The 21,858-nt window shown below is 66.2% G+C and carries 22 protein-coding genes; 10 read left to right on the top strand and 12 right to left on the bottom strand.

What is annotated here, in order from left to right:
- Positions 1-93 precede the first annotated feature (93 nt).
- From purU to M673_RS24650, 5 genes are all read left to right on the top strand, one after another.
- Positions 94-957 (top strand): formyltetrahydrofolate deformylase, encoded by an 864-nt coding sequence (purU, locus tag M673_RS13620; protein WP_061976545.1) that lies wholly within the window; start codon positions 94-96, stop codon positions 955-957.
- Positions 958-1,169: 212 nt separating this feature from the next.
- Positions 1,170-1,919, top strand: a complete 750-nt coding sequence (minC, locus tag M673_RS13615) for a septum site-determining protein MinC (protein WP_061977849.1) — start codon at positions 1,170-1,172, stop codon at positions 1,917-1,919.
- Between the two features lie 60 nt (positions 1,920-1,979).
- Complete coding sequence (minD, locus tag M673_RS13610; protein ID WP_061976544.1) at positions 1,980-2,795, top strand: septum site-determining protein MinD; 816 nt, start codon at positions 1,980-1,982, stop codon at positions 2,793-2,795.
- Positions 2,792-3,061 (top strand): cell division topological specificity factor MinE, encoded by a 270-nt coding sequence (gene minE, locus M673_RS13605; protein ID WP_061976543.1) that lies wholly within the window; start codon positions 2,792-2,794, stop codon positions 3,059-3,061. The genes minD and minE overlap by 4 nt, the downstream gene beginning before the upstream one ends.
- A gap of 66 nt (positions 3,062-3,127) precedes the next feature.
- Positions 3,128-3,292 carry a hypothetical protein gene (locus M673_RS24650; RefSeq protein WP_187301267.1) on the top strand — a complete coding sequence of 55 codons (165 nt, stop codon included), beginning with the start codon at positions 3,128-3,130 and terminating at the stop codon, positions 3,290-3,292.
- 83 nt (positions 3,293-3,375) lie between these two features.
- On the opposite strand, the gene osmF is transcribed toward M673_RS24650, so the two are convergent.
- Entirely contained in the window at positions 3,376-4,287 is a 912-nt protein-coding gene (gene osmF / locus M673_RS13600) for a glycine betaine ABC transporter substrate-binding protein OsmF (RefSeq protein WP_061976542.1), read from the bottom strand.
- A gap of 276 nt (positions 4,288-4,563) precedes the next feature.
- Here osmF and M673_RS24645 point away from each other — a divergent pair, with 276 nt between their 5' ends.
- Both M673_RS24645 and M673_RS13595 read left to right on the top strand, forming a co-directional pair.
- Positions 4,564-4,740 (top strand): hypothetical protein, encoded by a 177-nt coding sequence (locus tag M673_RS24645; protein ID WP_156421134.1) that lies wholly within the window; start codon positions 4,564-4,566, stop codon positions 4,738-4,740.
- A gap of 127 nt (positions 4,741-4,867) precedes the next feature.
- Complete coding sequence (locus M673_RS13595; protein ID WP_061976541.1) at positions 4,868-5,212, top strand: RidA family protein; 345 nt, start codon at positions 4,868-4,870, stop codon at positions 5,210-5,212.
- A gap of 42 nt (positions 5,213-5,254) precedes the next feature.
- On the opposite strand, the gene M673_RS13590 is transcribed toward M673_RS13595, so the two are convergent.
- Together M673_RS13590 and M673_RS13585 are read right to left on the bottom strand one after the other, a co-directional pair.
- Positions 5,255-6,796 (bottom strand): undecaprenyl-phosphate glucose phosphotransferase, encoded by a 1,542-nt coding sequence (locus tag M673_RS13590; RefSeq protein ID WP_061976540.1) that lies wholly within the window; start codon positions 6,794-6,796, stop codon positions 5,255-5,257.
- A gap of 94 nt (positions 6,797-6,890) precedes the next feature.
- Positions 6,891-7,448, bottom strand: a complete 558-nt coding sequence (locus M673_RS13585) for a polysaccharide biosynthesis/export family protein (RefSeq protein WP_061976539.1) — start codon at positions 7,446-7,448, stop codon at positions 6,891-6,893.
- Positions 7,449-7,641: 193 nt separating this feature from the next.
- Here M673_RS13585 and M673_RS13580 point away from each other — a divergent pair, with 193 nt between their 5' ends.
- Positions 7,642-9,594 (top strand): hypothetical protein, encoded by a 1,953-nt coding sequence (locus tag M673_RS13580; protein WP_061976538.1) that lies wholly within the window; start codon positions 7,642-7,644, stop codon positions 9,592-9,594.
- Here the strand turns inward: M673_RS13580 and M673_RS13575 are convergent.
- A complete protein-coding gene (locus tag M673_RS13575) occupies positions 9,591-9,809 on the bottom strand; it encodes a DUF2842 domain-containing protein (RefSeq protein WP_061976537.1) in 219 nt (72 codons plus the stop codon). The two genes, M673_RS13580 and M673_RS13575, sit on opposite strands and share 4 nt — an antisense overlap.
- A gap of 214 nt (positions 9,810-10,023) precedes the next feature.
- On the opposite strand from M673_RS13575, the gene M673_RS13570 reads away from it, so the two are divergent.
- Complete coding sequence (locus M673_RS13570) at positions 10,024-11,115, top strand: COX15/CtaA family protein (RefSeq protein ID WP_061976536.1); 1,092 nt, start codon at positions 10,024-10,026, stop codon at positions 11,113-11,115.
- Positions 11,116-11,119: 4 nt separating this feature from the next.
- On the opposite strand, the gene argC is transcribed toward M673_RS13570, so the two are convergent.
- From argC to rplM, 4 genes are all read right to left on the bottom strand, one after another.
- On the bottom strand, positions 11,120-12,049 hold the full coding sequence (gene argC / locus M673_RS13565; protein WP_061976535.1) for an N-acetyl-gamma-glutamyl-phosphate reductase: 930 nt from the start codon (positions 12,047-12,049) through the stop codon (positions 11,120-11,122).
- 52 nt (positions 12,050-12,101) lie between these two features.
- Positions 12,102-13,073 (bottom strand): agmatinase, encoded by a 972-nt coding sequence (speB, locus tag M673_RS13560; RefSeq protein ID WP_061976534.1) that lies wholly within the window; start codon positions 13,071-13,073, stop codon positions 12,102-12,104.
- A gap of 147 nt (positions 13,074-13,220) precedes the next feature.
- The gene (rpsI, locus tag M673_RS13555; protein WP_061976533.1) at positions 13,221-13,694 is read right to left on the bottom strand and encodes a 30S ribosomal protein S9; all 474 of its coding nucleotides are present in this window, start codon (positions 13,692-13,694) and stop codon (positions 13,221-13,223) included.
- Positions 13,694-14,158, bottom strand: coding sequence for a 50S ribosomal protein L13 (gene rplM, locus M673_RS13550; protein WP_061976532.1), 465 nt, complete (start codon positions 14,156-14,158; stop codon positions 13,694-13,696). Before rplM ends, rpsI begins: the two co-directional genes overlap by 1 nt.
- 352 nt (positions 14,159-14,510) lie before the next feature.
- On the opposite strand from rplM, the gene M673_RS13545 reads away from it, so the two are divergent.
- On the top strand, positions 14,511-14,852 hold the full coding sequence (locus M673_RS13545; protein ID WP_061976531.1) for a cupin domain-containing protein: 342 nt from the start codon (positions 14,511-14,513) through the stop codon (positions 14,850-14,852).
- On the opposite strand, the gene M673_RS13540 is transcribed toward M673_RS13545, so the two are convergent.
- The 4 genes from M673_RS13540 to M673_RS13525 all read right to left on the bottom strand — a co-directional run bounded on the left by M673_RS13540 (position 14,839) and on the right by M673_RS13525 (position 21,755).
- Positions 14,839-16,116 carry a cytochrome P450 gene (locus M673_RS13540; protein ID WP_082639450.1) on the bottom strand — a complete coding sequence of 426 codons (1,278 nt, stop codon included), beginning with the start codon at positions 16,114-16,116 and terminating at the stop codon, positions 14,839-14,841. The two genes, M673_RS13545 and M673_RS13540, sit on opposite strands and share 14 nt — an antisense overlap.
- Before the next feature lie 103 nt (positions 16,117-16,219).
- Entirely contained in the window at positions 16,220-17,260 is a 1,041-nt protein-coding gene (locus M673_RS13535) for an SOUL family heme-binding protein (RefSeq protein WP_244493232.1), read from the bottom strand.
- A 299-nt stretch (positions 17,261-17,559) separates the two neighbouring features.
- Complete coding sequence (locus M673_RS13530; protein ID WP_062215205.1) at positions 17,560-18,447, bottom strand: metallophosphoesterase; 888 nt, start codon at positions 18,445-18,447, stop codon at positions 17,560-17,562.
- Positions 18,444-21,755 (bottom strand): helicase-related protein, encoded by a 3,312-nt coding sequence (locus tag M673_RS13525; RefSeq protein WP_061976529.1) that lies wholly within the window; start codon positions 21,753-21,755, stop codon positions 18,444-18,446. The genes M673_RS13530 and M673_RS13525 overlap by 4 nt, the downstream gene beginning before the upstream one ends.
- Positions 21,756-21,858 lie beyond the last annotated feature (103 nt).

Here is a 21,858-nt window from a genome sequence, read left to right as displayed (position 1 = left end):
GCTGACCTGCCCGTCGCGCCGCCGGCTTTCTTTCATGCTGCGGCGCGATCGGTTAGGGGAGGGTCAGTTTCCCGTCTTCGCCGGAGTGCCTTCGTGCCCAGCCCCGACCATATCCTGACCCTGTCCTGCCCGAACCGCCCGGGCATCGTCGCCGCCGTGTCGCGCCATCTCTTCGACAATGGCGCGGATATTCGCGAGGCGCATCAGTTCGACGATCCCGAAACCGGCCGTTTCTTCATGCGCGTGCGCTTCGCCATGGTGGAATCCGTGGTGCGGATCGAGAGCCTGACCGGCGCCTTCGGCGCCATCGCCGAGCGTTTCGGCATGGAATGGCGCATTTCGGGGGCCGAAGATCGGCAGAAGGTGCTGATCCTCGTGTCGCGCTTCGACCATTGTCTCGCCGATCTTCTCTACCGCTGGCGCATCGACGAGCTTCGCATGGACATCGTCGGCATCGTCGCCAACTATCCGCGCGAGACCTATGCGCATCACGATTTCGACGGCATCCCGTTTCACTACCTGCCGGTCACGCGCGAGACCAAGCGCGAGCAGGAGGCCGAGATCGTCCGCATCGTAGAGGAGACCGACGCCGATCTCGTGGTGCTTGCCCGCTACATGCAGATCCTGTCGGACGAGCTGTCCGCGCGGCTTTCGGGCAAGTGCATCAACATCCACCATTCGTTCCTGCCCGGCTTCAAAGGCGCCAAGCCCTATCACCAGGCGCATCGGCGCGGCGTGAAGCTGATCGGCGCGACGGCGCATTACGTGACGGCCGATCTCGACGAGGGGCCGATCATCGAGCAGGACGTGGAGCGCATATCGCACCAGGACTCGCCGGACGACCTGGTGCGCAAGGGCCGCGACATCGAGCGACGCGTCCTGTCGCGGGCGATCGCCTGGCATCTGGAGAACCGCGTGATCCCCAACAAGGACAAGACGGTGATCTTCCGCGACTGATCGGCGCGCGGCTCCCGCTGCGACCCTACGCGAGACATCGGAGGCATCCCTCTGAAGGGGATGCCTTTTTTGTTTCCGGCGGCGAGGCGTGGGGTTCCGCCAAGGTGGCCATCGTGCCGTTTGTTCCCTCCGTCCGCCTCTCTTCGGCCGAGAGTTAACCCTCAGTTAAGGCTGAGGGGTTTAACTCCACCAGCAACAAAGCGTTAATGAAGATGACCGAAGTCCTACCGAACCGCAAAGCGGTCCGCCTCCGCGGCCGATCCTTCCTGGCGCTGGTCCTGTCGCCCGAGCTGCCGTTCCGCGACTGGCTGGCGCAGCTGGACGATCTGGCCCGCCGCTCCACGGGCTTCTTTCTCGGCCGACCCATCGTCCTCGACGTGGCCGGCCTGCCGATCACCCGCGAGCAGCTGGCCGAGCTCCTCAGCGAATTGAACAAGCGCAATGTCCGCGTCATGGGCATCGAAGGCGCGCTGCCTTCCATTCTCGGACCCGGAATGCCGCCCGAAATGCGGGGCGGCCGCAACGCCGCCGATATCGAGATGCCGGACGAGACGAGCGCGGCGCCGACCAAGCCCGGCAGCGCGCCTCAGGCCGCGCCCGCCGGAGCGCGCCTCGTGCCGCCGCCCGTCACGCCTTCGCTGCTGATCGAGACGCCGGTCCGGTCCGGCCAGTCGATCATCTTCCCAGAGGGCGACGTCACCGTGCTCGGGCATGTCGCGTCCGGGTCCGAGGTCATCGCCGGCGGCTCGATCCATGTCTACGGCGCGCTGCGGGGGCGCGCGCTGGCCGGCTCGGCGGGCAATGCCAACGCCCGCATCTTCTGCCGCAAGCTCGAAGCCGAACTCATCGCCATCGACGGTCTCTACAAGACCGCCGAGGATCTCGACCCCAAGACTCTGGGCCAGCCCGTTCACATCTGGCTCGACGACACGGTTCTCAAGACCGTCCTGCTTTCGAACTGAGCCCGGCGGTCGGCAGTGTCCGACGGCCGCACGAAACGAAACAACGAGGAAAGGCCTGACATGGCTGAGGTTATGGTGGTGACATCGGGCAAAGGGGGCGTCGGAAAGACCACCTCGACCGCCGCGTTGGGCGCAGCGCTCGCACAGAGCGGCCAGAAGGTCGTCGTGGTCGATTTTGACGTCGGCCTGCGCAATCTCGACCTCGTGATGGGCGCCGAGCGGCGCGTCGTCTACGACCTCATCAACGTGGTGCAGGGCGACGCGAACCTGAACCAGGCGCTGATCCGCGACAAGCGGGTCGACACGCTCTGCCTGCTGCCGGCCTCGCAGACCCGCGACAAGGACAACCTGACCCAGGACGGCGTCGACCGCGTCATGGACCAGCTCCGCGCGCAGTTCGACTGGGTGATCTGCGACAGCCCGGCCGGTATCGAGCGCGGCGCGACGCTCGCCATGCGCCATGCCGATCTCGCCGTCGTCGTCACCAATCCGGAAGTCTCCTCGGTGCGCGATTCCGATCGTATCATCGGCCTTCTCGACTCCAAGACGCTGCGCGCCGAAAATGGCGGGCGCATCGAGAAGCACCTGCTTCTGACCCGTTACGACCCCATTCGCGCCGAGCGCGGCGACATGCTCAAGGTCGACGACGTTCTCGAAATCCTGTCGATCCCGCTGCTCGGCATCGTGCCGGAAAGCCCGGAAGTGCTTCGCGCCTCCAATCTCGGCACGCCCGTCACGCTGTCGGACGCCTCGAGCGCCCCGGCCCGGGCCTATGCCGACGCCGCGAAGCGGCTCATGGGTCAGACCGTCCCCATGAACGTGCCGTCGGACAAGCGCGGTCTCCTCGGCAAGTTCTTCAGCCGGAGGGCTGCATGAGCCTTTTCAGCTTCTTTCAGAAACAGCGCACCACCGCCCCCGCCGCGCGGGAGCGCCTTCAGATCCTGCTCGCGCACGAGCGGGCCGAGATCGGCCAGTCCGACCTCGTCGCCGTGCTTCGCGAGGAGATCCTGGCCGTGATCGCCCGCCACGTTCCGATCAATCGGGACAAGGTGAAGGTCAAGATGGACAAGCGAGATCAGATGTCGACCCTCGAGGTCGATATCGAACTCCCGCAGCAAGCGGGACTCCTGACGGCCCACTGACGCCAGCCGGGCCTTCGCGGTCCGGTTGGTGACGGCCGTTCCAACCAGAGGGAAAAGGGGAGAGCCATGAGCCGAGCCGAGCTTCTTCTCCGTTTGCAGGAGGTGCAGAACCTTCCGCAGATGCAGGGTCGCAACATCCGCTCCATCGCGTCGATCCTGTCGACCGAGGCGCTTCGCAAGCATGTCGAGGTCTGCGAAGCGCAGGCCCGCAAGAGCGAGACGAAGCAGTAGGATTCATCCTCCATCATGCACGAATCGAAGGCCCGGCCGCATGACGCGCCCGGGCCTTTCTTGCTTCCAAAGCTCGGCCAAGCCTACTTCAGGAAACCCTTGGTCTGAAGATAGTCCTGCGCCACTGCGCGGGCCGGCTCGCCGCCCAGCTGCACGCGCCCGTTCAGCTCCTGCAGCGTCACGAGGTCGAGGCTCTCGAAGATCGGCTTCAGAACGTCGGCGATCTTCGGATTGGCCTCCAGCACTGCCTGGCGCACGATCGGCGCGGGCTGGTAGACGGGCTGCACGCCCTTGTCGTCTTCCAGCACCTTGAGACCCGCCGCCGAGATGCCGCCGTCGGTGCCGTAGACCATGGCGGCGTTGACGCCGTTGGTGTTCTGCGCCGCGGCCGCGATCGTCGCCGCCGTGTCGCCGCCCGACAGGGTGAGGAGTTGGTCCGGCTTTAGCGTGAAGCCATAGGTCGTCTGGAACGAAGGCAGGGCGGAGGCCGAGTTCACGAACTCGGCGGACGCCGCGAGCTTCACCGCGCCGCCGCCGGCCACCCATTGGCCGAACTGGCTGAGCGTCGCGAGCTTGTCCGCGTCCGCCACGTCGCCGCGCAGCGCGATGCCCCAGGTGTTGTTGGCCGGCGAGGGCGTCAGCCACACGATCTTGTTGGCGTCGAGATCGAGCTTCTTGGCTTCCTCGTAGGCTTTGGCCGCGTCCTTCCAGAGCGGGTCTTCGGCACGGTTGAAGAAGAAGGCCGCGTTGCCGGTATATTCGGGATAGATGTCGATCTCGCCCGCCGTGATCGCCTTGCGCACCACCGGCGTGCCGCCAAGCTGGATGCGGTCGGTCGTCTCAATCCCGCCATGCTGCAGGGCGAGCATGATCATGTTGCCGAGCACGCCGCCCTCCGTGTCGATCTTGCTGGACACGACCACGGGGGCCGCCACGGCGCCGGACGCAAGCGACGAAGCCAGCAGCAGGGCGGCTGCGAAAAGAGGAAGGCGCATCGAATGTCTCCTGGTCGAGCGATCCGGACCATTGCGAGGCCGGGCAGGTTTGATCTCCCGGTGCAAATTGGAGCAGCGCGAAGCCTTCGCCAGTGCGCGGGCGGGGACCTCCGGTTCTTCTCCACAGCTCGGACCTCCTGAGGCTCCTTCCCTCCGTTCTCCCTCCCGATCGTTTGGGCACCCAAAGAGATCACCATAAATTTTTAGGGATTAGCGGAACGAAGGCCGAATCGGACGGTTCGGGTGATTCGCGATCCTGCTGAAATGGGGACTTTCATGACCGCGTCTGATATCGTCACCGCTCTCGAAGCGGGTCTGATCACCGAAAACGAAGCCATGGAACAGGCCATGGTCGATCGGCTTGCCGATCTCTACGAGCACCCGTCGAGTTCGCCGCGTTGGCGCTCGCAACGTGCGCAAGGCGTGCGCGCGGCTGGGCTTGCCACACGCTAAGACGGACCGATTCGCCCGTCATTTTCATCACGACACCTTTCTTTCTCAAGGCCGACAAGGCTTGCTGCCCCGATGCGTTCGCCTTTAGAACGCGCTCGGCAGCAAGCCGAACTCGGAAGGATTACGCATGAGCATTCGTCGCATCCAGCCCGGCCGTCGCATGAGCGGTGCGGTGGTTCACGGCAACACGGTCTATCTGGCGGGTCAGGTCGGCAATCCCGGCGAGGACGTGACGGCGCAGACCAAGACGGTCCTGTCCGAGATCGATCGCCTGCTGGCCGAGGCCGGCACCGACAAGTCGAAGCTCCTTCAGGCGACGATCTGGCTCGCCGACATGAAGGATTTCGGCGCGATGAACGCGGTGTGGGACGCCTGGGTCGACCCGGACAACACGCCCGCGCGCGCGACCGGTGAATCCAAGCTGGCGGCGCCCGAGTATCTCGTCGAGATCATCGTCGTCGCGGCGGTCTGACTCCGCTTTGCCGGCGCCTAAGTTCGGGCGCCGGCCTTCGTCTCAGTAGGCGCCGCTGCTTCGAAAGAGGCTGATCGGCGTCAAGGCGAGAATGCGAAGGTCCAAAAGCAGCGACCAGTTCTCGATATAGTAGAGATCGTATTCGAAGCGTTTCTGCAGCTTGTCGCCTTCGTCGATCTCGCCTCGCCAGCCATTGACCTGCGCCCAGCCGGTGATTCCCGGCTTGACCTTGTGTCGCCCGAAATACCCGTCCACGATTTCCGTGAAGTTCTGGTCGAAGCTGGAGCGGGCGTGCACGGCGTGGGGGCGAGGGCCGACCAGCGACAACTCGCCCGTCAGGACATTGAAGAGCTGCGGCAGTTCGTCGATCGAGCTGCGGCGGATGAAGCGGCCGACGCGGGTGACGCGAGGGTCGTTGTGGGTGACGATCCGGCGCGCGGTGGGGTCGGACATCTCGTGCCGCAGCGAACGGAACTTCCAGACATTGATGATCTGGTTGTTGAAGCCATGGCGCTTCTGACGAAAGAAGACCGGGCCGGTGCTGTCGAGCTTGATGGCGATGGCGGTCGCCACCATCAGGGGGCTCAGGGCCACCAGGGCGAAGAGGCCGACCACGAGGTCGAGGCAGCGCTTCGACACCATGTCCCATTCCGCGAGCGGCCGGTCGAAGGCGTTGAGAAGCGGAATGTCGCCGAGGAAGGAATGCGACCGGGCGCGAAAGCGCAGGTCCGGCGAGGAGGCTGCCACGCGGATGTCCAGCGGCAAAACCCAAAGCTCGCGCATGATGGTGAGAAGACGCGCCTGCGCGCTGACCGGCAGCGTCACGATCAGCATGTCGATCCGCGCCTTGCGCGCGAACTCCGTCAACTGCGAGACCGAGCCGAGCTTGGGATAGCCGGCCACGATGGCGGGTGAGCGATCGTCGTTGCGATCGTCGAAAATGCCGCAGATGCGCACGTCGTTGTCGGGATTGGTTTCGAGCCGGCGGATGAAGGCCTCCGCCGCTCCGCCGCCGCCGACCACGACCGCCCGCCGCTCCATGAAGCCGTTGCGCACCCAAAGGCGCATTCGCGCGCCAAGGCAGACGCGCGTCACGCCGAGGATCGCGAAACCGCTCGCGCCCCAAAGCGCCAGACTTTCCAGAAATGGCCGGTCCAGCCGGTCCGCCAGTTCGGCCGCGCAGATCGCCACGAACGTGGCGAAGGCGAAGGCGCCGGCCAGACGCGGGAACTGCGCGCGGCGGGAGCGCAGAAGAAGCGAATCGTAGCCGTTCAGGATGTTGACGGTGACGACCGTCACCAGCGCCAGAAGCGTGCTGAACAGCGCGAGAGGGAGCCAGCCGGCCGACCCAACGCGCAGGCAAAGGATGCCGCCGATCACCAGCACCGCGATCTCGAACAGGCGCACCAGCCCGCATGCGAGGCCCGGCGACAGACCGCGCCGCTCCAGCATCTGCGCCATGCGGCGGGCATTGACCGGGAGTTCGGCCGTCTGGCCGGCGACGCCCGCAGGCGCGTCCGCGAGCCGGTAGACGCGAACCGTTTCGCGCTCGAAGAGATTGGCCTTCCGCTTCTTGCTTTTCATCTCGACAGCCAGCCCCGAACGCTTAATTCCAAGGGTTAGCAGGAAAAGGCTAAAGGAGACTGAGCAGTTCGGTTTCGATTGAAACAGGCGCGGATCAGAACAGGCGCTCGCGAACCGAGATCGTGTCGCCGGGAAGAACCGGGTCGGAGATCAGGACGCGGCCGGTGATGACCTGTCCGTTGACTTGGCGCGTAATGTCCACCGTGCGCTGGTCTGCGCGCGAGGAAAAGCCGCCGGCGATGGCGATGGCGTTCTGCGCCGTCATGCCGGGAACGTAGGAATACTGGCCGCCGCTCGAGACTTCGCCCATGATGAAGAAGGGGCGATACTGCTCGACCTGCACGGACACGTCGGGCGAGCGCAGATAGCCGTTGCGCAACGCGGCCGTTACCGCAGCCTCGATCTCCTGGGTCGTCTTGCCGCGCGCCGGAACGGCGCCGACCAGCGGCAGGGAGAGATAGCCCGACTTGTCCACGGCATAGGTGCCGGAGAGATTGTCCTGCTCGAACACGGTGACGCGCAGCCGGTCGCCCGCATCCAGCTTGTAGGGCTGGTTCAGCATGGCATGGAAGGCGGGCGCGGGCGGGGCGGCCGTGACGCAGCCGGACAGGACCGCACCGACCAAAGCGAGTGTCACAAACCCGGCGCGCATTCGTTCCCACTCCGCAAGATGTTTCCATTGCCTGAAGCAGGCCGAACTCTGTCGCCCACAATCTCGAATTAGGGTTAAACACTCGTAAATGTGCCCGTGCCTTGTGCTGCCGGCCCAACCCCGTATCCTTCCCTCGTAACCGCAGGAAACAGGTGCGCCCTCGGGCGCCGAGTCTTGAGAAGAAGAACGAGCCATGTCTCCGGAATGGGTCATGCCAGCGCAGAGCGAAGACAAGCGGCCGATGCCCATCGGACGGCGGCTTGCCATCGTCGCGTCGGCGACCTTGCTCTCCGGCGCGGCGGCCTCGTTCGCAGTGTCGCTCGTTCCCCCCGTGCACCGGGCGCGTATCGAAATGAGCGCCGAGGGAGGGCCGCTGCCGAGCTGGACGGCCGCCGAGATCCAGGTGATCGCCGATCGCGAGCCCGGTCTCGACACGGGACCCGGCCTGACGTTGGAGCGCGGCGCGGACGGGTCGCGATCGCTTCTCGACCTCGTCGGTCAGCCGCGTGGGCCGCTGGAAGGGGCGGCGAGCCGGCGAACCGGCATTCAGGTCCTGTCGGGAACGAAGAGTGTGGTCTGGGCGGAGGCACCGAGCGCGGATCAGGCGCGGGTCCGCGTTCAATTCATCGCCGATCAGCTTCTGGCGCGAGCTCCCAAGCCGGCGCGACAGGTCGAGCCCGCGAGCCCGCCCCCAGCCCCTCCCGTCGCGGACGCCGACATAGACGGGCGCTTGGCGCGGGCCGAGGCGCGCGTGACTGACGCGGAGCGGCAGCTCGCCGATTTCGACGCCAGGCCTGCGCCTTCCGCGGAGCCGGTCGTCAGTGCGAGCCCGCCCGTGCTGCTGGACCCCAGCCAGAAGGCGGCGCTCGAAAGCCGGCGCGCGGAATTGGACGCCGCCATCGCCGCCGTCGAGGGCGATGACGAACAGAAGGACATGCCGGGAAGCTGGGGTGGATGGGACGCTTGGCGCGCTCTGATGCGCGAGCGTCGCGGCCTTCGCCCCCGAGCCGAGGAACTGGCCGCGAGCTTGAACGCGGATCATCCCCGGGTTCGCATCGTCCGCCTGCGTCTGCAACAGCTCGATAGCGAGATCGCCACGCGGCACGACACGCTCCTAACGCAGCTGGAGGCGCAGCGCGACGCCAACGCGGCGGCCCTGCGCCTGTTAACGGAACAAAAGCCTGCGCCAGTCGCGCAGCCCACGACCCCGCAACAGACGGCCGCCGAGCGCGCTCGGGAGCGAGCCGACCTTTTTAGTGCGCTGGTTTCGGCCCGCGCCGATCTCGCGCGCCTGCGAGACGAGGCTGAGGTTCTCTCCGCCCTGGCAACGCCGGCCTTCCAGCCTCCGCCCGAGCCCGCCTCGGCAGGGGCGCCGGCCATTCGCCAGAAGGTTCTGCCGCTCACGACGCGCTCCCTGTCGCTCTGGCCCGCTGCCCTTGCCGGCGGCGTCGTCGGATTTCTCGGCTCGGCCTTTTTCGTCGCGCTGGCGATGCCGTTGCGGCGGATGAAGGGGAAGGATGCGACTGGGTCGGTCGGCCTTCCGCTGGAGCCAGTGCCCGCACCCGAGATACCCGGCCATCCCGACGTCGCGATGGTGGATGACGTGATCGAAGCGCTGAAGTTCAGCGCGGTCGCGCGCGCGGTGGTGGTCTCGGCCGCAAGCGCCGACACGCGCACGCTCGGCGTCGATATCGGGCGGCGTCTGGCGCTTCGCGGCCGCTCTGTCCTGGTGGTCGATCTTTCCGAAGCGCAGGATGGCGCGCGCGCTATGGGCCTGCCGGCCGACACGCGAGGCCTGTTCGACCTCGCGCGGGGCGACGCCAATTTTGCCGAGATCGCCCGGCGCGACTTTGCGACCGGTGCCGAGATCGTCGCCAGCGGCCATCGGCTGGACGACGAAAGCCGCCCCGGCCTCTGGAGCGAGCGACGCCATGCGCTCGACTTCATGGAGCGCAGCTACGAGACGCTGGTGATCGACTGCGGCCGCATCGACGCGCCGTTCCTGGGCGCCATTCTCGACCCCGAAGCGGCGCTTCTCGTCTGGGTGGAGGGGTGCTCGGAGCGGGAAATCGAAGCGGCGACCAGCCAGCTCAAAGCCAAGGGCTTCGCCGACATGATTCTGGTTCGCGACCAGCGGCCGAACTAGCCGTTCCGCTGCGCCCGGCCGCCTTCCATCCAGCGGATCACGAACATGGCCGGGACGATCCACAAAATGCCGGTCGCGAAGAAGTAGAGCAGATGCACGTAAGTCGCTGACGCCGAGAGATAAAGCGTGGCATAGGCCGTCGCGAGCACGGCATAGACGGCGACGAAGACGACCAGAAGCAGCGTGCCGACGAGCTTCTTCAGTCTGATGGGCATGACGACCCTCCCTGCCGTTCGCGCCCCGGGCGCGCCAAAGCGTGACCATGCCGCGACGCGATGGCTCTTGCCAAGTGGGGCGCTTGGGACCAAACCTCCGCCCCAACGGCCCGAGATCGCGCGAACCAGCCTTGCTCTCAGGCCAGATTGCCGAGCCGATCGGCCGAAAACAAGGGGATGAAGCGGCTTCTTCACCAAGCGCTTCAAGACTGACATGAGCGTATCGACGCAGGCCCCCCTCCAAGCCCTGTCCCGCGAGCACGACCGCCGGGTGCGATCGCGCCGCGCGATCCGGCTTTGGCTTTATTGTGTGGCGGCCATGATCCTGGCGCTGGTCGTGGTCGGCGGCGCAACGCGCCTCACCGAATCCGGCCTGTCCATCACCGAATGGAAGCCGATCCACGGCATGATCCCGCCCTTGTCGCAGGCGGAATGGCAGGAGGAGTTCGACCTCTACCGCCAGATCCCGCAATATCAGATCCTCAACAAGGGCATGAGCCTGTCGGAGTTCCAGACCATCTTCTGGTGGGAATGGGCGCACCGATTTCTCGCGCGCAGCGTCGGCTTCGCCTTCGCACTGCCGCTGGCCTTCTTCTGGATCGCGGGCCGCGTCGAGCCCTGGCTGAAGCCCCGTCTCGTCGGTCTTCTGGCGCTGGGCGGCCTGCAGGGCGCCATCGGCTGGTGGATGGTGGCCTCGGGCCTCGTGGAGCGCACGGAGGTCAGCCAGTATCGGCTTGCCGTCCACCTCACCATGGCCTGCATCATCTTTTCGGCGACGCTCTGGATAGCCAAGGGTCTGTCGCCGCGCCGCATCGCGCCGCCGCCGACGGGCCATTCGGCCAAGGTCGGCGCCCTGCTCGTCGGGCTCGCGCTTCTCCAGATCTATCTCGGCGGATTGGTGGCCGGCCTCGATGCGGGCATGAGCTTCAACACCTGGCCGATGATGGACGGGCAGATCGTGCCGGCCAATCTCCTAGCGATGACACCCGCTTGGCGCAATTTCTTCGAGAACGTGATGACGGTGCAGTTCACGCATCGCTGCGGCGCCTATCTATTGTTCACCGTCGCCGTGCTTCACGCGATTGCCGCGCGGCGGCTTTCGCCCGGCTCGCGCCATGCCAAAATGGCGACGCATCTGGCGGGCATGGTGACGCTGCAGGCTGCGCTCGGAATCACCACGCTGCTGCTGCAGGTGCCGATCGGCTGGGCGCTGCTGCATCAGGCCGGCGCGCTCCTCGTGCTCGGCAGTGCCGTGTTCCATGCGCGGGAGCTGAAGGGGGCGTACCCCCTTCCAGCCCTCGCCTGACGGGTCAGCCCCGCAGCATCAGGTCCATGTTCTGAACCGCCGCGCCTGATGCGCCCTTGCCGAGATTGTCGAGCAGGGCGACCAGATTGAAGCGCGAGCCGTCCTTCGAGCCGAAGACGAAGAGCTTCATGCCGTCGGTTCCGGCGAGTTCCGTCGGGTCGAGACGCTTGAGACCAGCCGTTTCCTCCGCACTCGCGACTTCCACGATCGACTGGCCGGCATAATGGTCGGCCAGCGCTTCGCGCAGCCGCTCGGCGCTGGCGCCGTTCAGCGCATCGGCATGGATGGGAACCTGCACGATCATGCCCTGCGCGAAGCGGCCGACCGAGGGGGCGAAGATCGGGTCGCGATCGAGCCGGCCAAAGACGCGCATCTCGGGCAGGTGCTTGTGGGCGAGGTCGAGCCCGTAGAGGAAATGCGGCGAGGCGATGTGATCCTCGCGCGCGGCGTCTTCCATCTGCGCGATCATCTGCTTGCCGCCGCCGGTATAGCCCGACACGGCATTGACCGTCGCCGGCTGGCCCTCGGGCAGGAGCCCCGCGTCCCGCAAGGGGCGCAGCAGGGCGATGGCGCCCGTGGGGTAGCAGCCGGGATTGGCGACCAGCCGCGCCTTGGCGATGGCCTCGCCCTGGCCCTTGGCGAGTTCGGCAAAACCATAGGCCCAGTTCGGATCGACCCGGTGCGCCGTCGAGGTGTCGATCACCCGGGTCGAGGCGTCCGGACCGAGAAAGGCCACAGCCTCCCGCGCGGCATCGTCCGGCAGGCAGAGGATAGCGATGTCGGCGGCCTTCAAAAGTTCCTCGCGCAGCGAGGCGTTGCGCCGCTCCGCTTCCGGGATCGACAGGAGTTCCACGTCGCTGCGATCCGCCATGCGGGCGCGGATCTGGAGACCCGTGGTGCCGTGTTCGCCGTCGATGAAGATGCGCGGTTTCATGAGCGTCTGGACCTGTTGAATGTTGGAAGCGAAGGACGAATCGGCGCGCCGGTCAGCGCGCGACAGCGGCTTTCTTGTCGGCGAGAATGCCGAGAAGATACATGGCGACGGTCGCGCCCGCGACGGCGGTGATGTCGGCGTGGTCGTAGGGCGGTGAGACTTCCACCACGTCGGCGCCGACGAGCTGAAGGTTCTTCAGGTGATGGAGAACCGCGAGCATCTTGGCGCTGGACGGTCCGCCCGCGACCGGCGTGCCCGTGCCGGGCGCGAAGGCGACGTCGAGGCAATCGATGTCGAAGCTGAGATAGCAATTGGTGCCGCCGGTGCGCTCGTAGATCCGCTTGGCGATCTCGGCGGAGGTGAGGTCCTCGACCTCATGGCCGAACAGGATTTCCACCCCGCCGGTTTCCGGCGCATGGGTGCGGATGCCGATCTGGATCGAGCTGTCGGGATCGATCAACCCCTCACGCAGAGCGGCCGAGACGAAGGAGCCGTGGTCCACACGCGGCCGGCCATGGGTGTCGGTGGCCAGCGGCCAGGTGTCCTGATGCGCGTCGAAATGCACGAGGCTGAGCTTGCCGTGCCGGGCGGCATGAGCCTGCAGAAGCGGGAAGGTGATGGAATGGTCGCCCCCCAGCGTCAGCAGGAAGCCGGTCTTCTCCAAGAGCGCCGAGGCCTGCTCGCGCATGGCGAGATGCGCCCGCTCCGGCAGCCGATAGTCGAGCAGGCAGTCGCCATAATCGACGACCGAAAGCGTCTCGAAGAAGTCAGCATGGAAGGGATATTGCGGGTCGTTGTCGAAGATCGCCGAGGCGCGCCGCAACGCCTGTGGCCCGAAGCGCGCGCCCGGCCGGTTCGAAACGGCGGAATCAAAGGGGATGCCCCAGACGGTGACGTCCGAGCCCGACACGTCCTTGGAAAAGCGCCGCCGCATGAAGGACAGGGCGCCCGCATAGGTCGGATCGCTCGCGGCCCCGAGCGTGGCGGGGGCGGTGAAGGCGTTGTCGATCGACTGGCTGGCCATGAAATTCCTGCTTCGACGTGTGGCGCAGAGATAGAACAAGTCGGCGACAGCTTGAAGTCGCTCGATTGCCCAGCGTTAGACAAACGAAAAGGGCTTCGGTTTCCCGAAGCCCTTTCCCATTCGTTCGATCGTGAAGCGGTAAGACGATTAACGCTTCGAGAACTGGAAGGAGCGGCGGGCCTTGGCCTTGCCGTACTTCTTACGCTCGACGGTACGCGAGTCGCGGGTCAGGAAGCCGCCCTTCTTGAGCACGGCGCGAAGGCCCGGCTCGTAGTAGGTGAGGGCGCGCGAGATGCCGTGACGCACCGCGCCGGCCTGACCGGACAGACCACCGCCGGCAACCGTGACGACGATGTCGAACTGGCCATCGCGCGAAGCCGCGACGATCGGCTGCTGGAGCACCATCTGCAGGACGGGGCGGGCGAAGTAGTCCGCGAAGTCCTTGTTGTTGACGACGATCTTGCCGGAGCCGGGCTTCACCCAGACGCGGGCGACCGCGTCCTTACGCTTGCCGGTCGCGTAGGCGCGGCCGTGGGCGTCGAGCTTCTGGACATGGACCGGAGCGGCCACTTCCGTGGCGCCGGAGGCGGCGAGGCCCTGCAGCGAGGTCAGGTCGGCCATTATGCAGCCCTCGAGTTCTTGGAGTTCAGCGCCTTGACGTCGAACGCCTCAGGCATCTGGGCTTCATGCGGATGCGCCGCACCGGCATAAACGCGCAGGTTCTTCAACTGGCGACGGCCGAGCGGGCCGCGGGGCAGCATACGCTCGACGGCCTTCTCGACGACGCGCTCCGGGAAGCGGCCCTCGAGAATGTCGCGCGCCTTGCGCTCCTTGATGCCGCCGGCATAGCCGGTGTGCCAGTAGTAGGTCTTGTCCTGGTACTTCTTGCCCGTGAACACGACCTTGTCCGCGTTGACGATGATGACGTTGTCGCCATCATCGACATGCGGGGTGAAAGTGGGCTTGTGCTTGCCGCGAAGGCGAAGCGCCACGAGAGAGGCGAGACGGCCGACAACGAGCCCTTCGGCGTCGATGACGATCCACTTCTTCACCACCGTCTCGGACTTCTGCGAGAAGGTCTTCATAAATCTACCCTTTGGGTCAGTCACGCGTCAGCCGCGGACTTGACCCCGGCCATACGAAAAAGGCGGCTCGCGCCGCTCTTGATGACGGTTCCATAACGGTGTCGGATGGAAAGATCAAGGGCGGGGTGATGCGAGGCAACTTGCATTTCTGTCGGAAAGAATATTTAAAACAATAGTTTAGGTATGAGGTTTCATGATACCGTAAATTTGGTATCCAGGAACCGCAAGCTAGATTGTTTTGGATGTCCCGTTTTCCGCCGGCTTAGCCGACCTGCTATCCGCGTTCCATTCTGCCGACGCTGGATCGAACTGATAGATTGCGCTTCGTCCAACGCGCTTCGGAGTTTCGCCAATGTCCCATTTTCTCGCTGTCGACATCGACGGGATCGAGCCGGAGGAAAGCCGCCCCACGCCGGAAAAGCTTGTTGCGGGCAATCCCGTGCATCGGACCTGGAACATCGAGGAGGCCAACGGGCTCTATGCCGGGGTCTGGGAATCGACGCCGGGCGAGTGGCGGATCGACTATACGGAATGGGAATATTGCGAGATCGTCGCCGGCGTCTCGGTGCTGATCGAAGAGGGCGGCGCGGAGCGCCGGGTGCGGCCCGGCGACGCCTTCGTCATCCGCCCCGGTTTCAAGGGGCGTTGGCGCGTGGAGGAGACCACGCGCAAGCGTTACGTCATTCGCCTTTAGGCTGAAGGGTGACGTCCAACCGCTCGACACCGCGAAAATGGTAGCTGTCGCGAAAGCGCGGCGGCGCGATCGGCTGGAGATCGGGATAACGCTCCGCGAGCGAGCGAAAAGCGAGCTTCAGTTCCAACCGGGCCAGCGGCGCGCCGATGCAGAAATGCACGCCTGCGCCAAAGGAGACATGCGGGATGCGCGGGCGCGACGGATCGAACCGGTCGGGCTCTGGAAACACCGTCGGATCGTGATTGGCGGCAGCCAGGAGCAGGGCGACCTCCTCGCCGCGCTTGAGCGTCGTTTTGCCAAGCTCAACGTCGCGAAGGGCGAAGCGGCGGAAGAGATGGAGCGGCGTGTCGAAGCGCAGAGCCTCTTCCACCGTGCGCTCCAGCAGCGGCTCGTTCTCGGCCAGCGGCGCCAGCGGCACGCCGGACCGGGCGAAGGCGGCCAGGGCATTGCCGATCTGGTGGACCGTGGCCTCATGACCGGCGTTGAGGAGCAGCACCACGAGCGAGACGAGTTCGGCATCGCTCAGCTTTCCCTTGTCGGTCTCGGCTTCCGCTAGGGCCGAGACGAGATCGTCGCCCGTCTTACGGCGCTTCTCGGCGATTAGCGCCACGAGATAGTCGCGGAACTCGCGCGCCGCCGCATCCGCTGCCAGTTCGACTTCGGGCGTGCGGCCCATCTGATACATGGCGACCATGGCGTGCGACCAGCGCAGGAGATGGCCGGCATCCTCGCGGGGAACGCCGATCAACCCGGCGATGACGGCGACGGGCAGCGGCTCGGCGAAGGCGGAGACGAGTTCCACGGGGCCGGACGGGTCGAAACGGTCGATCAACTCATGGGCAATGGTCGTAATCGTAGGAGCCAGCGCCTCGACCCGGCGAGACACGAAGGCGCGGGTCAGTAGCGTGCGCAGACGGGTGTGAGCGGGGGCTTCGAGATCGAGCAGCGAATGCGCTTCCACCTCTTGGAAATGCCGGAGATGGTCGGCGATCTCCCTCGCTGGGGCGCGGCCGCTGCCGTCCTCCGACAGGACGCGGCCGAAATCGCGCGACTTTAGAACCCGCTCCACGAGCGGATGCGACACGACCGCAAGACATCCCGCCTCGTGCCAGAAGGCCAGCGGCGCGGTCCGATGGAGCGCGACATAGGTCGGATAGGGGTTCGCGAAGAAATGGGGATCGCGCGGATCCAGCCGAAAGGCGCGCCCATCTTCCTCTATGTGAAACGACGGGGGCAGAGTGGAGGCGGCGGGGGAATCGAGCATCACGACTTCGGCGGCATGGAACGGATCAGGGCGGCAGGGGTAGCCTGAACGAAAAACGCCCGCCGGGAAAGGCGGGCGTTTTCTCATGAGAGGAGATGAGCGCTCAGCGCTCGACTTCGATCAGGATCTCGTTGCGGCGCATGAAGCCCGGCGTCCAGGGCGCGTTGTAGAACGCGTAGATCGGGTCGCCCTTCTGCTTCAGGTTCTCGTCCGCGAGGTAGTTATAGAGCGTCATGAGCTTCTTCGATGCGGTCGAGGCCGTGAAGTTGCCACTGAAGCGGATGGAAACCAGACGCTTGGCGTCGACTTCCTTGATCGCCACGTCGTGCGAGTTCGGGGTCGGCAGGCTGGCCTTGGTGTACTTCTTCGGCATGATGAAGCGTACGGCCCAACCCTTGGTGCGGCCTTCGCTTTCGGAAAGCTGCTGCAGCACCGGAACCGTCATGGCGATCTTTTTGCCCGAGCGGTTGTTGGACGAGATGAAGTCATAGAGCGTTTCAAACCCGCGACGGCGTGCCTTCTCGTGGTAGCCGGTCTTCACGGTCTCGGCCACGATCATCGCGTCATAGTCGCGAACTTCCAAATCGCCGTCGCGGCGCACGACCTCGTAGTCCGGCTCCTCGGCATGGTCGGCGATCTTCTTCGACACATAGAATGCTGCGCCGAGTGCAACGATCGCGCCGCCGGCGATCAAGACGGCCGAGGTGTTGGGACGCTCGCGGAAGAAATCGACGCCGCGCTGATAGCCACGCCCGCCCTTGAGGCTGGCGCGCTCGCTGAAGAACGAGGGCAGCGAGTAGGAAGAAAGGCGATCGCGCGCGTCGGACGCGCCGTCCGCCAAGCTGCGGCCCGCGTCGGAGGCGCTGTCGGCAACCGAGCGGCGTGCCTTGTAGAGCTGCGACTTGGCTTCGCTCGCCGACGGCAGGGACCAGCCACTCAGGAATGCGGGAATATAGCGGGAATAGCCGGTGTTGCCGTAGAGACGGTCGATCTCATGCTCCACCGCGCGGCGGACGCGCTCGGTGCGGGAGGGACGGAGGTGGAGACGGTCCGCAACCTGGGATTCGAGTTCTCCGATACGCTCGCCGATATCGCTCAAGGCGTCCGTCACGCGCTCGTAGGTCGAAGGCTTGTCGCGGAACATGTCGTTCTCCTCAACTTCGCTGGAGCGTATCGCTGTGCGATCGCCAGACAGAAACACGCCTAGCAAGCCGAGCCTGCCAGCGGTGCAATAACGTCGCGCTTCCCGCTTGGTTGCGGCGCGGTGGGAAAATGCCGAAGGGAGATCGTGAAAGATTCGTAACGATTCTGGCAACCTTCGCGGCGGTCAACCACTTTACAGGCATCAGGTTTCTTTCATGGCCTGATACTCCAGCCAAAACTGGGCGGCTCCGGCCGCCCCTTTTTTTGCTCAGATTTTGGCGCGGAACGGCGTCTCGCGCTTCAGGCGTCGGACGATCGTTGGCGTGCCGGAGCGGAGCTGAGGGCATAGACGCCGGGCGAACCCGGCTTCGCCACCACCGCCGTTCCGAAGCCGCGCTCCAGAAGACGTGGCTCGACGCTCGTAATCTCCAGACTTCCCGGTTGCGTCGCCCAGAACCGCGCCTCGCTTTGGCGCGTGTCGATATCTATGGCGGTCAGGATGCCGGTCGCGAAAGCACCGGTGTCGAGAGAGATGCGGTTTTCCGTGACATGCGCGAGCGGTGGCGTCTGCGGCGTGTGGCCGTGTAGGACAAGGCCGGGCAGGGGGCCGCGATGGTCGAGGAAGGGCGAGCGAATCCACAGGCAGTCGCGGTTTCGCTGCGCTTCGATCGAGCGTTTGGGATCGATCCCGGCATGAACGAAGACGAGGGCGCCAAAGGTCCCGAGCATGGCGCTGGCGGCCAGCAGGTCGAGAATTTCAGGATGGTCCCGCCGGATCGTGTCGCGCGCCCGGCCGAGAGCCTCGGGATTGACGTCGAGGGAAAGAAGCGTTTCCTCGCCGCCCTGCATCAGCCAGAGATCGATGCCGTCCGCTAACTCTGGATCGCCGAGCAGGAAGCGACGAAACCAGTCGTCGTGATTGCCAAGGCACAGGACGCTGTCCGGCCAGCGCCCGAGCGCGCCGGCCGCAAGCGCCAGAACCTCCCGGCTCGCGGGGCCCCGGTCCACGAGATCGCCGAGAAGGACGATCGCGGTCTTTTCCCTTTCCCGATCGGTCGCCTCCATGTGCCGCAGAAGCGCCGAGAGACAATCTGCCCGTCCATGCACGTCACCGATCGCGACGATCCGTTCGATTGCGTCGGGGATCGCGTGGTGGCGGGTCACGGGCGGGCAGGGCGCTGGGTTCATTCTTCCGCGGGGTCCACCCTGTCGAACAGCGCGGTCGCCGCCTCGAAGCGCTCCGCCACGCTGGCCGTCGCGACGGGGTAGACCAGCTTCATGTCGGTCCATTTCCAATCGGCCAGCAGCTTTCGGGTTCGGGCGCCCTCGGCATCAGGCTTGGTGCGGAAGGTCGCGGCGACGCCCTTCGGCCCGGCCGCGAGCTTGGCGATGCCGAGTTCCGCGCAGCGCACCCGCGCTTCCGCCAGCATGAGAAGCGTGCGGGTAGCAGTGGGCGGCTTACCGAACCGGTCCTCGATGTCGCTGGCCAGCGCCTCGAGGCTGGCGCGATCGCGCGCCCGGTCGATCTCGGCATAGAGATTGATCCGGGTTTCCTCGTCCGGCACGTAGTCGTCCGGGATGCGACCGGCGACGCCCAGCGCCACCTCCGGCATCCACTCGTCAATCACCGAAGCGCCCTTCGCCACGGCCAGCGCGCGCTGCAACACATGGCGATAAAGCGCGAGGCCGACGAACTGGAGGTGGCCCGCCTGCTCCTCGCCCAGCAACTCGCCGGCGCCGCGAAGGTCCATGTCGCGCGCCGAGATCTCGAAGCCGGCCCCGAGGCGGTTCAGCGCCTCCAGGGTGCGCAGGCGGCGGTCGGTCTCGGGCGGCAGCGGCCGGCCCGGCTCGGTCAGGAGATAGGCGACGCCCCGCCGGCTCCCCCGGCCGACGCGTCCGCGCAGCTGGTGAAGCTGGGCGAGGCCGAACCGGTCGGGATGCCAGACGATCATCGTGTTGGCGGCCGGCACGTCCAGCCCGCTCTCGATGATGTTGGTCGCAAGAAGAACGTCGCCTTGTCCTTCCGTGAAGCCCAGCATGGTCTCGTCCACTTCGTCGGCCGGCAACTGGCCGTGGACCACGGCGAGCTGCAGGTCCGGCGCGATGCGCTGGAGACGGGCGCGCATGGGCTCGATGTCCTCGACGCGCGGGCAGACGACGAAGCTCTGGCCGCCGCGCCGCTTCTCGCGATAGAGGGCATCGCGCACCCGGTCGTCCTCGAAGGGCGCCACCACGGTCTGGATCGGCTGGCGCAAAACCGGCGGGGTCGCGACGATGCTGAGATCGTTGAGCCCGACGAAGCTCGCCTGGAGCGTGCGCGGGATAGGCGTCGCCGTCAGCGTCAGGAGATGGGCGTCCTCACCGAGCGCGCGTAGGGTCGCCTTCTGCTTGGCGCCGAAGCGCTGCTCCTCATCGATCACCATCAGTCCGAGATCGGCGAAACAGACGCCCTTGCCGCCCACGGCATGGGTGCCGACGACCACGCGGATCGAGCCGTCCGCCAACCCGGCCTTGACGCGCTTGGCCTCGGTCGGCGTCGAAAGGCGGGAGAGTTGCGCGACCTCGATGCCGAAATTGGCGAAGCGACGGGCGACGGTGCGGGCGTGCTGCTGCGCCAGAACCGTGGTCGGCGCGATGATCGCCACCTGACGTCCGCCGAACGCGACGGCGGCGGCGGCCCGCAGCGCCACCTCGGTCTTGCCGAAGCCGACATCGCCGCAGACCAGCCGGTCCATCGGCTTGCCGCTGGCGAGATCGGACAGAACGGTATCGACCGCCAAGGCTTGGTCGTCGGAAAGCTCGTGCGGGAAACGACCACAGAAGCGCTCGAAGTCCCGCCGATCGGGCTTGGAGGGCGCGCAGCGGCGCTCGGCCTTTTCGCGCGCCATCGCGACCAGCCCTTCAGCCGTGGCATGAACGGCCTGCAGCAGCTTGTTGCGCCGCTCGATCCAGTTGCCGCCCTTCAGCTTGTCGAGCGTGACGCCCGTTCCCGCGCCGCCATAGCGCCAGAGCGCGCCGACTTCGCGCACGGGAACCAGAAGCGTGGCGTCGTCGGCATAGCGAAGGCGGATCGTGTCGCGCTTGGTGCCGTCCTGCTCGACCTCCGACAGGCCCTCCAACAGGCCGATCCCGTGGTCGAGATGCACCAGCGCATCGCCGATCGAGAACATCGCGTCCGCCGGGACGAGCGGCGAGGCGCGGTCGGCTCGACTGGCGACGGCCGCCAACCCGCCGATGTCCTGAACGGTCACGACCAGGGCTTTGTGGCCGGGCACGCGGAAACCTTGCGAGACGGGCAGGACGAGGCCGAGCGTCGCGCCCGATTTGGCCTTCATCGCGCCGTCCCAGGTCGCGCCGAGCTTTACGGGCCGGCCGAGATTGCGCCGGAAGCGGCGCGACCATTCGGCCAGGAGGGCGGCGTTCGGAGCCGCAAGAATGACCGTCGAACCCGCAGCTTCCTCGGACAGGAGACCGTCCAGCGCGCGCCAGGGTGCGTCTTCGGCCACGAAGCGAGGAAGCTCGAAATCGTCGTCGCCCGCGTCTTCGTTGATGGTGGCGTCCAGCCGCCCGCCCACCATTGCCTGCCATTCGTCGGCACCGAGATACATGCGCTCGGGCTTGGGCGGCCGGTGGCGGTTCTTGCTCTGGCTGGCTTCCTCGAAGCCGGTGGCGACGGTCTCCAGAAAGGACGAGACACGCAGATCGACGCCGTCTTCCAGAAGGATCGCGGCGTCTCCGACATAGTCGAACACCGTTTCCAGCCCGCCCTCGTAATGCTGGCAGAGCCAGTGCTCACGGCCCACCGCCTCGCCGCCCGGCGGTGGGGCGGCACCGGGCACCTCGCTCGCGGGATCGACGATCAGCATGTCGCTGCTGGCCAGCGTGCGCTGGGTCACCGGGTCGTAGGAGCGGATGGCCGTGACGCGGCCCTCTTCGTGCTCGATCCGGCAGGGCAGCGGCGAGGCGGCGGGAAAGAAGTCGATCACTCGGCCCCGGATCGCGGCCTCGCCCGGCTCGTCCACCCGGTCGTCGAAGACATAGCCGACACCGCGCAAAAAGGCTTCGACCTCGCCGATGTCGATGGGATCGCCCACCCGGAACTCGCGGTGCAGCCCGGACCAGATGCGGGCAGGGGGCACGCGGTGAAGCAGCGCCTCGCCGGTTGTCAGAACGATGTCCGGCTTGTTGTCGCGGTTGGTCAGCCAGCGCAGAACGCCCATGCGCTGCCCCATGACCGAGCGCGACGGCGAGCTTCCGTCATAGGGCAGGCAGTCCCAGGGCGGGAAGAAGGCCATGGGTCGGCCGGGATCGAAGGCCTCGATGATCGCCATCAGCTCCTTCGCCCGGCGCACGGTCTGCGCGACATAGACGAGGGGGCGGGTCTTGATCTCGGCCGCCCGGTCGCGGATCAGGGCGGCCGTCGCGCCGAGCGGATGGAGGGGCGTCAGGGCATCGACATTCGAGGCCTGCGTTTCGACCGTCACGGATTGCAGCATGGTTTCCCTGAATTCCTAGCCGCCTCACGCGGCCTTTCCTACCAACGTATGTTGGTGCGCAACGATCCCTCTTCGTTTGCCGACTGGTTCGATTCAGGCCCCT

This window comes from Aureimonas sp. AU20 (genome assembly GCF_001442755.1).
Classification (GTDB): domain Bacteria; phylum Pseudomonadota; class Alphaproteobacteria; order Rhizobiales; family Rhizobiaceae; genus Aureimonas.
Note: the sequence above shows the minus strand (reverse complement) of the source record. Positions and strands in the feature narration are given on the sequence as shown.

Bases quoted from the DNA above. Each gene is read 5' to 3' on its own strand.
- M673_RS13595 (WP_061976541.1), top strand. From the start codon at position 4,868: ATGAGCATTCGTCGCATCCAGCCCGGCCGTCGCATGAGCGGTGCGGTG.
- M673_RS13535 (WP_244493232.1), bottom strand. From the start codon at position 17,260: ATGTTCCGCGACAAGCCTTCGACCTACGAGCGCGTGACGGACGCCTTG.
- M673_RS13590 (WP_061976540.1), bottom strand. From the start codon at position 6,796: ATGAAAAGCAAGAAGCGGAAGGCCAATCTCTTCGAGCGCGAAACGGTT.
- rpsI (WP_061976533.1), bottom strand. From the start codon at position 13,694: ATGGCCGACCTGACCTCGCTGCAGGGCCTCGCCGCCTCCGGCGCCACG.
- M673_RS24645 (WP_156421134.1), top strand. From the start codon at position 4,564: ATGACCGCGTCTGATATCGTCACCGCTCTCGAAGCGGGTCTGATCACC.
- rplM (WP_061976532.1), bottom strand. From the start codon at position 14,158: ATGAAGACCTTCTCGCAGAAGTCCGAGACGGTGGTGAAGAAGTGGATC.
- M673_RS13585 (WP_061976539.1), bottom strand. From the start codon at position 7,448: ATGCGCGCCGGGTTTGTGACACTCGCTTTGGTCGGTGCGGTCCTGTCC.
- M673_RS13545 (WP_061976531.1), top strand. From the start codon at position 14,511: ATGTCCCATTTTCTCGCTGTCGACATCGACGGGATCGAGCCGGAGGAA.
- osmF (WP_061976542.1), bottom strand. From the start codon at position 4,287: ATGCGCCTTCCTCTTTTCGCAGCCGCCCTGCTGCTGGCTTCGTCGCTT.
- M673_RS13580 (WP_061976538.1), top strand. From the start codon at position 7,642: ATGTCTCCGGAATGGGTCATGCCAGCGCAGAGCGAAGACAAGCGGCCG.
- M673_RS13570 (WP_061976536.1), top strand. From the start codon at position 10,024: ATGAGCGTATCGACGCAGGCCCCCCTCCAAGCCCTGTCCCGCGAGCAC.
- argC (WP_061976535.1), bottom strand. From the start codon at position 12,049: ATGAAACCGCGCATCTTCATCGACGGCGAACACGGCACCACGGGTCTC.
- minD (WP_061976544.1), top strand. From the start codon at position 1,980: ATGGCTGAGGTTATGGTGGTGACATCGGGCAAAGGGGGCGTCGGAAAG.
- M673_RS13530 (WP_062215205.1), bottom strand. From the start codon at position 18,447: ATGAACCCAGCGCCCTGCCCGCCCGTGACCCGCCACCACGCGATCCCC.
- speB (WP_061976534.1), bottom strand. From the start codon at position 13,073: ATGGCCAGCCAGTCGATCGACAACGCCTTCACCGCCCCCGCCACGCTC.
- M673_RS13525 (WP_061976529.1), bottom strand. From the start codon at position 21,755: ATGCTGCAATCCGTGACGGTCGAAACGCAGGCCTCGAATGTCGATGCC.
- minC (WP_061977849.1), top strand. From the start codon at position 1,170: ATGACCGAAGTCCTACCGAACCGCAAAGCGGTCCGCCTCCGCGGCCGA.
- M673_RS24650 (WP_187301267.1), top strand. From the start codon at position 3,128: ATGAGCCGAGCCGAGCTTCTTCTCCGTTTGCAGGAGGTGCAGAACCTT.
- M673_RS13575 (WP_061976537.1), bottom strand. From the start codon at position 9,809: ATGCCCATCAGACTGAAGAAGCTCGTCGGCACGCTGCTTCTGGTCGTC.
- M673_RS13540 (WP_082639450.1), bottom strand. From the start codon at position 16,116: ATGCTCGATTCCCCCGCCGCCTCCACTCTGCCCCCGTCGTTTCACATA.
- minE (WP_061976543.1), top strand. From the start codon at position 2,792: ATGAGCCTTTTCAGCTTCTTTCAGAAACAGCGCACCACCGCCCCCGCC.